Raw genomic sequence first — 16,053 nt, forward strand, 5'->3', positions numbered from 1 at the left:
GCTCTATATATCACCCGATGAACCTGTGTGACTACACCTTGTGCTCTAGCTGGAGCGGGCTAAACGACGCGCCCAACTGTGCATGACGATGCCACCTAGAGCAAACAGTGCACCCACATAAGCCGTTGAGTCCCAACCTAGCCCAGCACTAATGGCAACACCCCCTAACCACGCCCCTAAGGCATTGGCCGCATTAAAGGCCGAGTGGTTTAACGCAGCGGCCAAGGTTTGGGCTTCACCAGCTACATCCATCAAACGCGCTTGCAGGGCTGGGCCTAACGCCACCAGCGTACCAATCAGTAAAATATTGATAGGGCCTAAAATGGGATGGTGTGAGGTCCAGTAAAAGGCGCTGAGTACCAACACCCCCCACCATAAAATACCGCGGATGGTTTTGCTTAAATGCCAGTCGGCTAATCTTGCCCCGACCAAGTTACCAGCAATCATACCCACACCGAATAAGGCCAACACCCAAGGAATGGTTTGCTCGTCTAGGCCAGCTAATTGCATCATAGTGGGTTTTACATAGCTAAACACTGCGAACAGCCCCCCAAACCCAATCGCCCCAATACCTAAAGTGATCCAGACCTGCTTGTTTTTTAACGCAGTTAGCTCTAGCAAAGGACTGGCGTGGTCATTGGCCGGAATATAGGGTACGCAGCGCGCCACCATTAAAAAGCTCAGCACACCCACTACGCCTACAAAAACAAAAGCAGCCCGCCAGCTTAACCACTGCCCTAAAGCAGCTGCTAATGGCACACCAACTAGGGTGGCGACCGTTAAGCCCAGCATCACTAACCCTATAGCCTGAGTGCGCTTGCCTTGACCCACAAGGTTTGCTGCCACCAAGGCCGCCACACCAAAATACGTCCCATGCGGAAGACCCGTTACAAAACGTGCCACCAACATGCTGTGGTAAGTGGGTGCTATTGCACTGACAAAATTAGCCAGCGCAAAAAACACCATCAACCACACCAAAAAACGACGCTGTGGAATACGCGCGCCCAGTACAGCTAATACTGGCGCGCCAATCACTACGCCCAACGCGTAGGCACTGATTAAATGACCGGCTTGGGGAATACTGATAGCTAAATCTGAGGCCGCATCCGGCAACAGACCCATAATCACAAACTCGCCCGTACCAATACCAAAACCACCAAGGGCGAGGGCGAGGATGGCCCAAAACAACGAAAAGGGCTTAGAAGACATAGACATGCACTGCAATTAAGAAAAGGATAGAGGGGATTTGATACAAATAACAAAACATGAACTTAGCCGTGGAGCTTTGGCTTCGGTTAGAATAGAATGTTGGCTTCTTTGCAGCTCTAAGTGTTTAGTCATTACGTAAATAAAGAAATTTTAAAATGAAAATCAAAACCAAATCATTGTCACTTTTTATAATAATCGTGCCAATGATCATCGCAATTCTTTATTATGCTTTTTTTGCATCAAATCGATATGTGAGTTCGGCTCAAGTGGTAGTACGCCAAGCTGAAAGTAGCTCCCAAGCCAGTATTCCCGGGCTAGCACTGTTAATGAGCAGTATAGATCCTGTATCCCGCGAGGAAACCTTGTACCTACGTGAATACATTACCTCGCCCGACATGCTGCAGTACCTAGAGCAAGAAAACCAATGGTCTGAACACTTTTCTGGGCGCTTAAATGACCCCATTTACTGGCTGAGTGCAGACGCCCCACTCGAGGACAGGGTGAAATTCTACCAGCGTTTAGTCAAAGCCACCTACGATGAAACCACCGGTTTGCTTTTAGTGGATGTTCAAGCCTTAACGCCCGAATTTGCGGAAAGTACATTGAAACTGATTTTGGAAAAAAGTGAACGTTTTGTAAATGAAATATCACAAAAAATTGCAAAAGATCAATTAAACTTTGCGGAAAATGAATTAGTCGATGCTACGAATCGGTACGAAGAAAGTAAAGTAGCCATGTTATCATTTCAACGCCGCAGCAATCTACTGAATGCAGAGGCCACGGCCATCTCGCGCGCTACCATCATTGCCAATCTCGAGTCCGAGATTGTGAAAGAAAATGCCCGCCTAAAAACGCTAACAGCCACTCTAGACGGCAGCTCGCCACAGGTGCGTGCGCAACGCAGTCGTATCCGCGCCCTAGAGCAGCAGTTGCAGGCAGAAAACCAACGCTTAATTTCAGCCGGGGCGGGCGATAAATTAAACGTGGTGGCAGCCGAATACCGTCGCCATGAAATTGATGTGGCTATTGCCGAGGAATTTTATAAAACCAGCATAGCCGTAGTAGAAAATGCCAAACTCGAGGCCAGTAAAAAAATACGCAGCTTAGTTAGCGTGGTGCAGCCCAATATGCCGGAAGACCCCGTCTACCCACGCCGCATTTATAACCTAATTACTATCTTTATTGCCTTGTGTTTGCTGTATGGCATTACACGATTTGTTTTGGCCTCTATCGAAGATCACCGAGAGTAAACCATGAAATCCCTAACCATTAAGTTGATTGGATCGATAGCCTTGGCAACGGCGTTAAGCGGATGTGCCAGTAGTATTTTTTCAGGGGCTGGCCCAACCAAAAGTACAATAACAAGCGATGCCGCCGCAGAAGACGCCAATTACAGCTTAGTTAGCTTATCGGCGCAGACCATTGCACCCTACATGCGTCCTGCGTTGCCCACACCACGGCCCGAGGTATCAGCCACAGCGCTACCCGAGCTAACCTTAGTAACCGGCGACGTACTAAAAGTCATGATGGCTGACAGCGCCGAAGAGGGCGCACTGTTTGCTCCGTTGGCAGTAGGTGGGACGGTATTTGACGCAGTACGTGTCAATGCAAAAGGCATGATTTCATTGCCTTATGCCGGGCGTATCAAGGTCAGCGGTCTAAGCCTAACGCAAACCGAAGACCTCATCCTGAAAAAAATCGCGCGCTATACCACCTCTCCTCAGGTCCATGTAAGCTTAGTGGGAGACTTAGCGGGCTCAGTCTTGGTGGCTGGCGACGTGAACAAACCAGGCCGATTTTCCACCTTGCAGGGGCCATTAACCCTGCTAGACGCCATCAATGAAGCCGGCGGTCCCAAACTCGAGCCGTATTTAATGGATGTGGTGGTGCGCACCGGTAAAACAGCGCAACGCTTTAGCTACCAAGAATTACTCAATGGTCTTAACCAACCTGTGCCACCCAATGCGGAAATTGTGGTCGAACGCGCACGTAAACGCTTTGTGGCCATGGGCGCCGTCAACACCCCCGGTCTGCACGACTTCCCTTCTCAAAGCCCCAGCTTGCTTGAGGTATTGGGCAGTGTAGGGGGCTTGAACGAGGCCAAGGCTGACGCACGTGGTGTGTTTATCTTCCGCCTACCAGAAAGTATTGCCTACGACAGCGAAAGCAATCGCGTCGTGTCCGAGGTAAGACCATTGGTGTTTCATCTCGACATGCGCGACCCCACCGCTATGTTCCTAGCGCGCCAGTTCCTCGTTCACCCCGAAGACGCCGTGTACGTCACCAATGCCCATGCGTATGAGTTCCAAAAACTGATCTCGCCCATTATTCAGGTGTTGGTCTTAGGTAGAACGGTTGGGAATCTGTAATGAACGCTGTAAGCCGTACTAAACGCAGCTCATGGCAAATTACTAAAGCCGTTATCTTTGCACTAATGCTAAGAGAGTTCCAGACGCGCTTTGGTAGCCGACGTATGGGCGCGTTTTGGGTTTTGTTCGAGCCGATGATACACATCGCTTTTATGATGTTTATGTTCACGGTAATTCGGCTACGAACAGTGCCGGGTATGGATTTCCCTGTGTGGTTATTAACAGGGATTGTGCCATTTATTTTAATGCGCAATATTGCTTTGCGCTTTATGGATACGGTTTCAGCTAACCGAGCGCTTTTCGCATATCCTAATATAAAAATCTTTGATACCTTTATAGCACGGTTATTAGTCGAGCTCATGATTTACTCGGCGGTATATGCTATTGCTATTTTTATATTGGGCTTTTGGTTTGGCTATGACGTAAGTGTGGCGTACCCTTTGCGGTGGATTGCTAGTTTAGCGATAGGCATTTTGTTTGCGTTTTCATTAGGCATTTTTTTTAGCATAATTATTCAGGTTATGCCGAATTCAGGTACGTTCATTCGATTACTCTTTATGCCCTTGTATTTTATATCAGGTGTGGTTATCCCAATATGGAGTTTGCCGCAGCAGTTTTTACCATGGCTGCTGTGGAATCCCTTTCTACACATTATTGATAATATCCGTACCAGTGTGTTTTTAATGCACCCGGAAACACCGGGCATTAGTTATAGCTATCCCATTTCAGTAACAATAATTATGTTATTTTTGGCTTTAGGTCTTTATAGGGTACGTAAAGATTATTTATTAAGCCGTTAAGGTCTTGGTTTAATGGGAAAATTATTATTTAAAGCAAATCAGCATTTGGTTAACGGGAACCACGACAAGGCCATCGAGCTTTATCAAATGCTTTTGTTGGCAAACCCAGAGTTTAAACCGTATGCGTTTAATTTAGATTTAGCCTTGCGACGTGTGGCTGCGGAGAAAAGGCAAGCCGTGCTAAACGAGTTATTTAGTAGCCAGCATGCTATTTCGTTAAATGCTGCCATGGAGTTAATGCAGTTTACCGCTTTATTTGACGAGCCGTTTTATAAAAGTCAGGTCGATCTGGGGCTGCCCGCAGATGTGCCTGCTGCATTGCATTATCTAGCTTTGGGTTGGGCGTTAGGCTACGAGCCCAGTGCCCAATTTGCATCTAAGCCGGCTACCAACCAAACCCATAAAAAAGCACTTAGACCACGCAGCCCGCTCATTGACCATCTATTACCCATTCAGCATAAAAAAAGAAAAAAACTTAATAGAAAAGACATAGATTTAAGTGCACAGCTCTGGGGCGGGCACTCAGCTACCGCCCTAATAGAATTGCATTCTATAGCAACGAATACCGAGCTTGATGCCAACACACGCTGGTGGGCCATGTGGGATTTAGCCCGCTGGTATTATTTTACGGGTGACTACCAAAAGGCATTGGCATTAGGCAATGCTATGGAGCAGCTCGGGGCTGTGAATAGCCTTCGTAAAGAAAGATGGTACTTGCAGTATTTTTGTTTGGTGTTAACCCAGCAAAAAGCAGCAGCGTATAAATTGCTTAGGCGCTACCTAGACCTTTTTCCCCAAGATGCCGATGCTATGTTGGCCTTGGCTAACTCAGCATCTGACGATGCCGCTCGTTTACAGCTCATTAATCAAGCTTTTAGCCTACACGGTCTAACTGGACTGCAGTTAAAAAAAGCAGACCCGTCGTTGGGTTTAGCTACGATTCAAGGGCAGCCAACACCGGCTGTAAATGGCGCTCAAAAAGTATCCATCATACTGCCCATATACAATGCACAGCACCAAATCGAAACGGCTATCGAGTCATTGCTTGCGCAGAGCTATGTGAATGTGGAGATTATTGCGGTTGATGATTGCTCTACGGATAAGACCTATGCCGTTTTAAAACAACTAGAACAAAAAGATCACAGGGTCAAAGCACTGCAGGTTCCAGTTAATGGGGGGGCCTATGCTGCACGGAATTATGGTTTACACAGGGCTACCGGCGATTTTATTACCACTCACGACAGTGATGATTGGTCGCACCCCCAAAAAATTGCTCTTCAGGTTGCGTATTTAACGCAACACCCAAGGGTAATGGGGTGTGTCACTCACTGGGCTCGAGTCACTGCTGATCTCGGTTTTACTCAAAACTGGCGTCCTGGAAACCGCATAACGCATTGGAGCCACTCTTCATTTATGTTTAGAAAAGAAGTGAAAGAGACGCTAGGCGAGTGGGATCACGTACGTATCGGTGGCGATACAGAGTATATCTGGCGAATGCAGGCACACTACGGCAAAGACTCTTTTGCTAAAATTCATCCCGAAATACCACTCGCTTTTGCCCTTGATGAGGAGTCTTCATTGACACGTACCAAAGCAACGCATGTGCGTACTGTCTACTTTGGCTTGCGGCATATTTATAGACAAATTGCCGAATGGTGGCATAGTCAGTCTGCTGTGTTGTCTTTGCCAGCAGCCGACACACAACGCGCGTTTACTGCTCCCATACCTATGTGGCGCAAGCAGACAGATCCAGAACATTACGATCTATGCGTTGCAGGTGATTATTCCAATTTAGCAGATGTGTTAGCAGCGGCCAAACTCATTCAAACGCATCCACATAAAAAAGTCGCTTTATTTCACTGGCCCGCGTTCGGTCATGCCGAGCGTAAACTGTGTGCGTTGTATTTTGAGTTGGTAGGTAGGCCTAACGTTGAGCCTATAGTCAGCGGTCAGCCCGTCGAGGCAGTAGATTACTACTTAACCAATAATTCATTAGTTCACTATCCTCTAGATGCTTATCCTTTATGGAATAAATCAGAGTCGTGGCAACTACTCGAAAACAGGCCTAACTCAGTATGAAAATGACGCAACGTGTGCCCCTTACTTGGTCGGATTTTAGTGCATTGCGATGGAGCGGCATTGAAAAGCCCGCCTCTAGGATAGGAAAGCTGAAACTACAGCAGTACGCGGAAAAACATGGTTTTACCTGCCCAAAAGTACTTGGGCGTTTTGATTCGGCAAGCAAGATCAAGTTAGATAGCGTCAATGCAGACGCTTTTGTGCTGAAGGCAGAGGGGTTGTGGTCTAGCGAAGGCGTATATGTGCTTCATAAAATTATGGGGCTTCATTTGTTTTATGACGTAAAAAGCCAGCGTGTAGTATCTGAAGATCAGATTATTCAAGCAGCCTTAGAGCTAGAAGCTAAACGTAATAAAAAGATAAATTTTTTTATTGAGCAACGGGTGGTTGACGAAGAGGCTAAAAACATCATTCCGTTGGATTATAAGCTATTTACTTTTTATGATCGGGTCGAGTTTATTTTACAAGTGGATCGAAACTATACGCCGGCCCGGTTTTGCTTTTTCGATGGGCAGTTCAACGTGATTAAGGATGATCGTGTTCAGGCGTCTAGCCATGCGCAACAGCCTGCAGCGATACCCCGTGTGCCCGAGTGTGCGGATCAAATGCTGCGTTTAGCCTTAGAGCTAACAAAAAAATTAAAAGCGACATTCATTTCCGTGGATTGTTACGCCACTCCAGATGGGGCTGTCTTAGGCGAGCTAACGCATACACCAGGTGGCCCGTGGTTTCAACGTATGTATTATTTTTCAGATAGCTTTGAGTTAGAGCTAGGCCGTTATTGGCGATTGGCCTATCAAAAACTACAGCAAGACATCCCACTTTTAACTGTGCCACATGAGGTTAAATTAAAAGGGAAGGTGTGTAGAGTTATTTATTAACTCACCCTAAAAGAGATTATAGTGTGAATAAAATGAAAATAGCAGTAGTGGGAATTGGGTATGTAGGGTTAGCTAATGCTGTATTGTTAGCGCAATATCATCGCGTTGTTGCAGTAGATATTGATACGGTGAAAGTGGGTTTGCTAAATAACAAGCTCTCTCCTTTAGCAGATAAGGACATTACTGATTATCTGAAAAACAAGGAGTTAGATCTACATGCCACCACGGATTTTGCTCAGGCTTATGTAGACGCAGATTTGGTCATTATTGCCACACCAACAAATTACGATCCCAAAGACAATTTTTTTGATACCTCATCTGTAGAAAAGGTAGTGCAGAATGTATTAGATGTGAATAAGCAGGCACTTATAGTAATTAAATCTACTGTGCCAGTTGGTTTTACCGAAAAGCTGAAAACGACTTATTCAACAGAAAATATTATTTTTTCACCTGAATTTTTACGAGAGGGACATGCGCTGCATGATTGTTTATACCCTTCACGTGTGATTGTCGGAGAAAAATCTGCCAGAGCTGAAAAAGTAGCTGAGTTATTTACCAATGCGGCTTTGAATAAATCCACCGATGTACTACTAACTAATAATACCGAGGCAGAGGCCATCAAGCTATTTGCTAATACGTATTTAGCGATGCGGGTCGCTTTTTTCAATGAGCTTGATAGTTATGCGTTGGCGCATCAATTAAACACGAGAGAAATTATTCAAGGTGTATGTTTAGATACGCGTATTGGTTCTCATTATAATAACCCCTCGTTTGGTTACGGTGGCTACTGTTTGCCAAAGGACACAAAGCAGTTATTGGCCAATTATTCGCATACCCCTCAAGATTTAATGTCGGCCATTGTGAACTCAAACCGTACTCGTAAAGACTTCGTTGCTGACGATATTTTAAATAAGGCACCAAAGGTAGTGGGTTTTTACCGTTTAGTGATGAAGGCTGGCTCGGATAACTTTAGGTCGTCTAGTATCCAAGGGATTATGAAGCGCATTAAAGCCAAAGGCATAGAGGTTTTAGTGTATGAGCCTACACTAAACGAGCCCCATTTTTTTAATTCCCAAGTGATTAACGATTTATCTGTTTTTAAAGAAAAGGTCGACGTGATTGTCGCAAATAGGTTTAGCGACGAGCTCAGTGATGTAAAAGAAAAAGTTTATACTAGAGACTTATTCGGTAGCGATTCTTAAAATGGAATCAAACGATGATTGAAATTCAAAACCTAACCAAATCTTACCTGCACCACAAGACAGGCCGGTCATTTGTATTTAAAAACCTGTCTTTTACCATTCCTGCTGGGCGTAACTTGGCAATCATAGGGAAAAACGGTGCCGGTAAATCAACGCTAATGAATATTTTATCGGGTGTAGATGCGCCAGACAGCGGCAAAATCATTTCCGATAAACGTATTTCTTGGCCTGTAGGGCTACGAGGTGGGTTTCAGGGCTCATTAACAGGCAGACAAAATGCGCAGTTTGTGGCTCGGGTACAGGGGTTTTCAGGCGAGGCATTACGTGAAAAAGTCGATTTTGTCGAGCAGTTTGCTGAAATAGGCAAGTATTTTGATTCGCCTTCTAGTACGTATTCCTCAGGGATGCGCAGTCGCGTCTCATTTGGTATTAGCTTGGCGTTTGATTTTGATTATTATCTGGTCGACGAGGCCATGGCAGTAGGGGATGCCCATTTTAAACGTAAAGCCCGCGCCGCTTTTGATGAAAAAATAGGTAAAGCCAATATTATTATGGTCACGCATAGTATGAGCCAAGTGCGGGATATGTGTAATATGGTGCTGGTGCTTGAAAAAGGGCACGTGCATTTTTTTGAAGATATTGAAGCTGGTATTGATTATTACGATAACCTGTAAAAATTGGGTTAATGAAAAACAAGGAAAGTTGCATGTCATTGGTACTTGGGGCGGGAGCCTACTGTAATTGGATAGAAGCGCTGCCGGTACTAGCTGTGGTGGGCTTTAACGAGGGCCAAGCTCGGGCCATAGAGTTAAATTTGACTCAAGATACATTGCGTCAGGCGTTAGCTCAGCCTTACAGTGTGGTTTTACAAAGCACAGAGCAACTACAATTACTTGCCCAAGAGCTCACGCAGTATCCGCAACAGAAAGTGATCTTGCTCTACAGTGATTTACCTCAGCTTTTAACTGGGCTGATCAAGACAAACCACGATATAGCCGAGGCATTAGAGCAGTGGAAAACCAATCTGCTTGCATTGCAAGACTTCTATCGTAAATATCGTAAACAAACGCTTTTGTTTGATTTAAGTCAGGTACTAAGCCACTCTCATCATTTTGTAGAGGTATGCAAGCAACATGGGGTGTCTACGCTAGATACTGCTGCAGTGGATGTTGTGGTGCATGATGCTGCTAAACCGTGGGCGTCTACGCTAGCCCAACAAATACTTTTACAAGACCCCGACTTAGCTCAGGTTGTTCAATATACAAAAGCGATGACTTGGCCTTTAACAAGCGAGGACTCAGCGGTTTCTGATGCAGACGTATTAGGGATATTGGCTGTATTGCGACAATTACAGTCCACTTCGGCTGTCGAAAAAGAGCTGGTCTACACGCAGACTAAACTTGCTGCTCAGCATGAAGAAAAACAAAACCTGCTTCAAGAAAACCAGTTGGTTTTACAGCAGCTTTCTGTGGCCCAAGAGCAATTAGAGAAAAAATCTTTGGCTATGCAAAGTGCCGAGCAAGAGCTGTTGCAGTTAAAAAACATGTATCAGCAGTATGTAGAGCTAGAGCGTGATTCTCAAGCACATAAAAATACATTAGATCAAGAAAGCCAGTTGGTGTTAGAGCAGCTTTTTGTCGCCCAAGAGGAACTAGAAAAAAAATCCTTAGCGCTGCAAAACACGGAACAAGAGCTTTCCCAGCTAAGGCAAACTCATCAAAAATTCGTAGACCTAGAGCGCAACTCGCAGACACAGCTTAAGAAAATCACAGCTTTAGAAACGAAACTGGCCGAAGAGTTAGCGTCAAATCAGGCTAATCAAGAGCAGCTTCAGGCAGAAAAAGCAACGTTGAATGCACAATTGATCGAGCTAAAAGCTCAGCTACATACTGCACAAAGTGACGTTGATCAATCAGAGAAGAAAGTTGTAGAGCTACAGCTAGAAAAAAATGCACTCGCTCAAGAAAACCAACTCGTATTAGAGCAGCTACTTACGGTGCAAGCAGAGTTAGAAACACTGATTTTGGCTAAAGAGACATCGCTCGCTCTACAAAAAGAGCTGGGCGCTGAAAACACCTTGTTGTTGCAGCAGCTTCATTCGCATCAAGAGGAGCTAGAGCGTATTTATCTAAAAGACAAAGACGCGACTACGGACCCTGACCGTCAAGTGCCTGTAGTACTAGATAATAACAAAGAGTCCAGTACCGACCTGGTAGTGGTTTCTGAGGTGCGGGTACACGAGCCTGAACATACGGTTCCACCCAAATCATTTTTTGAGCGCCGTGCTGCTAGAAAAGCGCGACGTGATGCCCTGCGTAAAGACAAAGAGCGAGCCCAACACATTGTGCAAAGTCCTTGGTTTGATGCACAGTGGTATTTGCAGCAGTACCCCGATGTAGCGCAGGATCCTGTGCAGTCTGCTAACCCTGCATTGCACTACATGCGTTTAGGTGGTTTTGAGGGACGAAACCCTTCCCCTTATTTCGATTCCAGCTTTTACCTGGAGTCAAACCCTGATGTGGCCATCACCGGTATTAACCCGTTATGGCACTTCTTGCGCAATGGTCAAGCAGAAGGGCGTCAGCCACATCCTTAGTAATTAGGGAAAGGATAAATAAAGCGATGCTCAGCCGTATTGCCTCAGTATTTAAAAAAAAGAAAGGCCTACAAAAACCACAGCTTCCTGTGGCACCGCCTTATTTTGATAGTGACTACTATTTAGCGACCTATGCCGATGTAGCGCAGGCGGGTATGCCTGCCTGGGAGCATTTTTATCACCACGGTTATCAAGAGGGCCGTTGGCCTTGTCAACTGAAAGCGGTGCAAGCCGAAGCGCTGTTGTGGACACAGGCCACGCAATCGCAGGCTGAGCAGCAACTGTGGCAGTTAACTCAAAGTAGCAATGAGGCAGAAAAAACCAGTGCAGCGTGGTTTTTAGCTCGTTGGCATGCTGCACTGGGGCAGTGGCAGCAGGTACATCAAGCCTTGTCGTGCTATGTAGGTTCTGCCCGACCCATGCCGGGCCTGATGGCTCCGCATTTATTGTGGGTAGAGGTATTGGCTAAGCAAAAAAATACACCTCATGCATTGGCATATCTGGAGCAGCTAAAGGCTCGTTATGGTGACCGGGTAGAACTGATCTTAACGCGTATGAATCATTTAGCCCAACCTAAAGATCATGCACTGCACTGGAAAGAGCTAAATCAACATTATGATGCCGCTGGCTTAATGGGGGTATGTAGTCATCCTCTTGGAGATCAGAGTTTGTTTGATGGGTTACAAAGTACGGGGTTATTACGCACGACCAATAACGACTTCCTGAGCGTTGAGCCCCCGCCTTTAGTTAGCGTGATCGTCCCTGCTTATAATGCTGAAAAAACGATTCTGACGACCTTAAAAGGGCTGCAGGCACAGACGTGGTCTTACTTAGAGATTCTCGTCGTAGATGATGCCTCTAGTGACAACACGGCTGCCTTGGTGGCAGAGCTTGCACTACAAGACCCGCGTATTCGCTTAATTGCTCAAACGCTAAATAAAGGGGCGTATCACGCCCGTAATGTGGGCTTGGCTGAAAGTCAGGGCCAGTTTATTACTGTGCACGATAGCGATGACTGGTCTCATCCTCAGAAAATTGAGCAGCAGTTGCGTCCTTTATTACAGCAGCCCGCGTTACAAGTGACGTTGTCACATTGGGTACGTGCCAGCGACGATTTACAACTAGGTAACTGGTCTTCGCCAGAGGATTGGAACGGTTTGGTGCATCGTAATGTGTCGTCGTTACTAATGCGCCGAGCTGTATTTAACGAATTAGGCTTTTGGGATGACGTGGTCTGTAGTGCGGATACCGAGTATTACTATCGGGTGCTTAAAGCCTATGGCGCCGCTGCGGTTTACGAAGTGCACCCGGGGTTGCCGCTTGCCTTTGGGCGTGTGCGTGAAGACTCCTTAACGCAGCGCTCAGCTACGCATATTTTTACTATTTTTTCAGGCTTGAGGCACGATTACAGCAAAGCCTATCACCGTTGGCATGAAAGCTGCCTAAAAAAGCAATATCTCTACATGCCGCAACACATGGATACCCGTGTTTTTGAGGTTGACGCTAGAATGTTACGCAGGCCCAATCATTCGTAATGGTCAGGCTAGCCTACGCGTTGATTTTGGCCTATTTTTCAGGAATATGTGTTGAATATTAAAAAATGGTGGCGCAACACCGCCGCTTCGTCACCCGTATGGAAATACCATCTGGATTATCCCAGTACCGAGCACGGTCAACCCAAAGAAAAAACAGGCTGGGTAGTACAAGGTTGGGTGTTAATAAAGCCGCAGGTGTATCGTGACTTAAAGCAACCGCCGTATTTAAGTGTAAAGCTAAACGAACAACTAGAGCGTTGTATACCTTTAGATCGGAATCGGCCGGATGTGGTGTCGACCTTTAGGCATGCTCAGGCCCAAGAACAGTGTGGCTTTCGCCTTGCTTTGCCTTTGTCGGGCACAACATTGCAATTGCGGCTGCATATTAATGATCAAAGCTATGCGTTGATTGACTTGAGCTTACCCGTGGCAACACCGGAAAATGACGCGGAGCCAGAGCCTCTGAAAGTGTTGCAGGGCCATCAGGATTGGCTGTTTTTAGATAACGATACGAATTTCAGTGTAGATCAGCATCGTGGGCTGTTGCGGCTAAGTAAAAAGTGCTTGGCGGATTGGCAGCGCTACATTCAAGACTGGCAAACACACATGGCGGTCTGGGATAACCGTGCCTTGTTTTTAATTGCGCCTACCAAAGAAAGTGTGCTTAGCCACTATTACCCGTACCAAGCTGCAGCCTCGGGTTTATTTGATGAGGTGTTTGCGCAGATGCCGTCAGACATGTATTTGTACCCTACCCAAGAGCTCCAAGCGTTGGGAGATGCGTCGTATTACAAAACAGACACCCATTGGACGCATCAGGGAGCGCAGCGTGTCGTGGAATCGGTAGCGCAACGTTTGGGCTTAGATGGTTGCGAGGTGCAAGCCGTATTTGCCCAAGACACTTATCAAACACGTGAACATGTGGGTGATTTGGGCAATAAACTCACACCGCCGTTTTCTCAGCCTGCCTCTTTTTTGACGGGCATGCATTACAAAAAATGGGTGGTGTTTGATAACGCGCTGCCTAATTTTGGCCGTGTAGTCTTGATGCAAAATCACAATGCATTACACGATGCGCTTTGTCTGGTTTTTGGTTCCTCGTCCAGTTATTCGTTATTAAGTTATTTGTGTCGAATCTTCCAACGTGTGCTGGTGGCCCACACGGCAGGGCATATTGATTTAGCGCTGTTAAATGCCACGCAGCCCACTTATGTAATAGCCCAAACGAATGCACGTTTTATGGTGCGGCCTCCGACCTTTGAGCATAGTGTTAGCGCTACAGTCAAACAGAAAAGCCGCGCCTTAACTGCCGAGCAAAAAGAAGCATTAACCGTCATAGAAAAACCAGAGGGGAGCGAACTGATTGCTCAGCTGGGTCTAGACCTCTATTTGCCTGTGCTATGAGTTTTTCATCGTTTTCAGCGCAGTGGTTTTTAATACAAGCGCAGTTGCCTGTTAGACACAGTGGTATTCACGCCGAGTTGATTTACCAAGATCACCGCCAGCTACAACGCTTGCCCCTGTCCGTTACTCATAAAGGCAGGTTGTTTGAGGTAGTGCGTTTAGGCGCAGGGCAACAGCTACTTCGAGTTGACATTCATGTGGACGGGCAAGATACGGATGAACCGGTTCAGATCCAAACGATCTCGGTAGCCCAGGCCTATTACTGGATGTGGCACCGAGTGGCCTTTATGTGGCATATTATGCCTGCCAGTTTGCGACGCCGCATGGGCTTTATATCTGCACTAAAACGCTCGTTTTACCACGGGTATCGATTACTAAGCTCGTTTCGTTATCATTACCCCGCTCCTGACTATGCGCAGTGGTTAGCACGGTATTGGCAATTACAGCCTTCACATAAAAAAGCAATTCAACGATTTAAAGCAAGGCTGCCAAGGCACACTAGCTATAGCGTGGTAATTGATGGCAGAAGTGCTTCGGCAATTGAAATAGAGCAAAGCCTAGCATCTGTACGTGCCCAAGAGGGCTTTGCTTGTGAGCCTCTAATTTGGCGACAGCAGGTGCCTGAAATCACCACACATTATGTGCTGCATATGAAAGCGGGTTGTGTTCTGCGACCGTGGGCGGTGGCTTGGTTTGTGTGGCAACAACAGCAGCAGCCCGACCTTGACTGTATTTACAGTGATCACGATCACCACACGACTCAAGGTGAAATGAAAACGCCTCATTTTAAGCCAGACTGGTCGCTGGAGTTGCAATATAGTACTGCTTATGTGGGCGAGGTGGTGTGGGTAAAAAAAACGGCATATGAGGAAAATCGTCGCTATTACGCCCACGATTTTTCCGTTTATGGATTGTTGTTAGAGATAGGAGCACAAGCTTCAGCCCAGATTGGGCATATCCCAGCTTTGCTTTGGTCTGCACCGTCAAATAGAGCGTTAATGGATGCTAACGAACAGATGCAGGTACTTTCTACGCATTTACAGCGTTCTGGCATCCAAGCAGAAGTGCAGCTACATAAGCCCGGGATAGTACGTGTGCGCTATGCGGCACCCCAGCCAACGCCATTGGTCAGCATTATTATCCCAACTCGTGACATGTTGCATTTTTTGCAGCCTTGTGTGGAAAGTATTGTGCGTATAACGCAATGGCAAAATTACGAAATTATTATTGTGGATAACCAAAGTGAGGATCCGCAAACGTTGGCGTATTTTCAGCAGCTGGTTGCTCAGCATCCCCATGTTCGCGTTATAAGCTATGACTATCCCTTTAACTATTCAGCAGTCAATAACTTTGCGGTAAAGCAAGCCAAAGGCAGTGTGATCTGTTTGTTAAACAATGACACCGAGGTCATTTCACCAGACTGGCTAGAGGAAATGGTTTCGCGGTTAGCCCAAGAAAAAGTCGGTGTGGTTGGTGCGCGACTCTATTATGCGGATGGGCGCGTACAGCATGCCGGCGATGTGGTTGGGGTAGGGGGGTGTGCTACGCATTTGCATGGGGTATTGGAACAAGATGACCTAGGCTATATGGGCCGAGCCATGGCTGCACAGGACCTTTCTGCCGTTACCGCCGCGTGCTTGGTCACACCTAAAACGCTTTACGAGCAACTAGGTGGGCTAAACGAGGAACACTTAACAGTGGCTTTTAATGACGTGGACTATTGTTTGCGTGTTAGAGAGGCAGGTTATAACGTGGTGTATACACCTTATGCTGAGCTGTATCACTACGAATCGGTTTCACGGGGCAAGGACGATGACCCTGTTAAAAAGGCCAGAGCCCACGCTGAAGCCAACTACATGCGTAAACGCTGGCCAGTGATTCATACAGGCGACCCGTATTACAACCCAAATTTGAATGGGGCCCAGCCTGACTTTAGTTTATCTAAAGTACCACGAATTGATTGGCCTTGGAGCTAAGT

General features: G+C 46.5%; 12 protein-coding genes. 11 read left to right on the top strand and 1 reads right to left on the bottom strand.

Annotated features, from left to right (window positions below; translation table 11 throughout):
• Positions 1–45: 45 nt before the first annotated feature.
• On the bottom strand, positions 46–1,209 hold the full coding sequence (locus ACBP46_RS09605) for an MFS transporter (protein WP_371016509.1): 1,164 nt from the start codon (positions 1,207–1,209) through the stop codon (positions 46–48).
• Positions 1,210–1,364: 155 nt separating this feature from the next.
• Between ACBP46_RS09605 and ACBP46_RS09610 the strand changes: the two genes are divergently transcribed.
• Genes ACBP46_RS09610 through ACBP46_RS09660 form a run of 11 tightly spaced genes read left to right on the top strand, consistent with a single transcriptional unit; the run spans position 1,365 to position 16,051 of the window.
• Positions 1,365–2,459, top strand: coding sequence for an ABC transporter permease (locus ACBP46_RS09610; protein WP_167660360.1), 1,095 nt, complete (start codon positions 1,365–1,367; stop codon positions 2,457–2,459).
• A 3-nt stretch (positions 2,460–2,462) separates the two neighbouring features.
• Entirely contained in the window at positions 2,463–3,578 is a 1,116-nt protein-coding gene (locus ACBP46_RS09615) for a polysaccharide biosynthesis/export family protein (protein WP_371016510.1), read from the top strand.
• On the top strand, positions 3,578–4,378 hold the full coding sequence (locus ACBP46_RS09620) for an ABC transporter permease (RefSeq protein WP_077733445.1): 801 nt from the start codon (positions 3,578–3,580) through the stop codon (positions 4,376–4,378). The genes ACBP46_RS09615 and ACBP46_RS09620 overlap by 1 nt, the downstream gene beginning before the upstream one ends.
• A 12-nt stretch (positions 4,379–4,390) precedes the next feature.
• Positions 4,391–6,457 (top strand): glycosyltransferase, encoded by a 2,067-nt coding sequence (locus tag ACBP46_RS09625; RefSeq protein WP_371016511.1) that lies wholly within the window; start codon positions 4,391–4,393, stop codon positions 6,455–6,457.
• Complete coding sequence (locus ACBP46_RS09630) at positions 6,454–7,338, top strand: ATP-grasp fold amidoligase family protein (protein ID WP_371016512.1); 885 nt, start codon at positions 6,454–6,456, stop codon at positions 7,336–7,338. The genes ACBP46_RS09625 and ACBP46_RS09630 overlap by 4 nt, the downstream gene beginning before the upstream one ends.
• A gap of 32 nt (positions 7,339–7,370) precedes the next feature.
• Positions 7,371–8,540 (top strand): nucleotide sugar dehydrogenase, encoded by a 1,170-nt coding sequence (locus ACBP46_RS09635; protein WP_371016576.1) that lies wholly within the window; start codon positions 7,371–7,373, stop codon positions 8,538–8,540.
• A gap of 14 nt (positions 8,541–8,554) precedes the next feature.
• Positions 8,555–9,214 (top strand): ABC transporter ATP-binding protein, encoded by a 660-nt coding sequence (locus tag ACBP46_RS09640; RefSeq protein WP_371016513.1) that lies wholly within the window; start codon positions 8,555–8,557, stop codon positions 9,212–9,214.
• A 32-nt stretch (positions 9,215–9,246) separates the two neighbouring features.
• On the top strand, positions 9,247–11,136 hold the full coding sequence (locus tag ACBP46_RS09645) for a hypothetical protein (RefSeq protein WP_371016514.1): 1,890 nt from the start codon (positions 9,247–9,249) through the stop codon (positions 11,134–11,136).
• Positions 11,137–11,162: 26 nt separating this feature from the next.
• The gene (locus ACBP46_RS09650; protein ID WP_371016515.1) at positions 11,163–12,671 is read left to right on the top strand and encodes a glycosyltransferase family 2 protein; all 1,509 of its coding nucleotides are present in this window, start codon (positions 11,163–11,165) and stop codon (positions 12,669–12,671) included.
• Between the two features lie 51 nt (positions 12,672–12,722).
• A complete protein-coding gene (locus ACBP46_RS09655; protein ID WP_371016516.1) occupies positions 12,723–14,075 on the top strand; it encodes an alginate O-acetyltransferase AlgX-related protein in 1,353 nt (450 codons plus the stop codon).
• A complete protein-coding gene (locus ACBP46_RS09660) occupies positions 14,072–16,051 on the top strand; it encodes a glycosyltransferase family 2 protein (protein WP_371016517.1) in 1,980 nt (659 codons plus the stop codon). Before ACBP46_RS09655 ends, ACBP46_RS09660 begins: the two co-directional genes overlap by 4 nt.
• The last annotated feature ends 2 nt before the right edge of the window (positions 16,052–16,053 follow it).

Source organism: Paenalcaligenes hominis (assembly GCF_041359055.1).
Classification (GTDB): domain Bacteria; phylum Pseudomonadota; class Gammaproteobacteria; order Burkholderiales; family Burkholderiaceae_B; genus Paenalcaligenes; species Paenalcaligenes hominis_A.

Excerpts from the sequence above, each read along its gene's own strand:
- ACBP46_RS09605 (WP_371016509.1), bottom strand. The coding sequence starts at position 1,209 with ATGTCTTCTAAGCCCTTTTCGTTGTTTTGGGCCATCCTCGCCCTCGCC.
- ACBP46_RS09610 (WP_167660360.1), top strand. The coding sequence starts at position 1,365 with ATGAAAATCAAAACCAAATCATTGTCACTTTTTATAATAATCGTGCCA.
- ACBP46_RS09615 (WP_371016510.1), top strand. The coding sequence starts at position 2,463 with ATGAAATCCCTAACCATTAAGTTGATTGGATCGATAGCCTTGGCAACG.
- ACBP46_RS09620 (WP_077733445.1), top strand. The coding sequence starts at position 3,578 with ATGAACGCTGTAAGCCGTACTAAACGCAGCTCATGGCAAATTACTAAA.
- ACBP46_RS09625 (WP_371016511.1), top strand. The coding sequence starts at position 4,391 with ATGGGAAAATTATTATTTAAAGCAAATCAGCATTTGGTTAACGGGAAC.
- ACBP46_RS09630 (WP_371016512.1), top strand. The coding sequence starts at position 6,454 with ATGAAAATGACGCAACGTGTGCCCCTTACTTGGTCGGATTTTAGTGCA.
- ACBP46_RS09635 (WP_371016576.1), top strand. The coding sequence starts at position 7,371 with ATGAAAATAGCAGTAGTGGGAATTGGGTATGTAGGGTTAGCTAATGCT.
- ACBP46_RS09640 (WP_371016513.1), top strand. The coding sequence starts at position 8,555 with ATGATTGAAATTCAAAACCTAACCAAATCTTACCTGCACCACAAGACA.
- ACBP46_RS09645 (WP_371016514.1), top strand. The coding sequence starts at position 9,247 with ATGTCATTGGTACTTGGGGCGGGAGCCTACTGTAATTGGATAGAAGCG.
- ACBP46_RS09650 (WP_371016515.1), top strand. The coding sequence starts at position 11,163 with ATGCTCAGCCGTATTGCCTCAGTATTTAAAAAAAAGAAAGGCCTACAA.
- ACBP46_RS09660 (WP_371016517.1), top strand. The coding sequence starts at position 14,072 with ATGAGTTTTTCATCGTTTTCAGCGCAGTGGTTTTTAATACAAGCGCAG.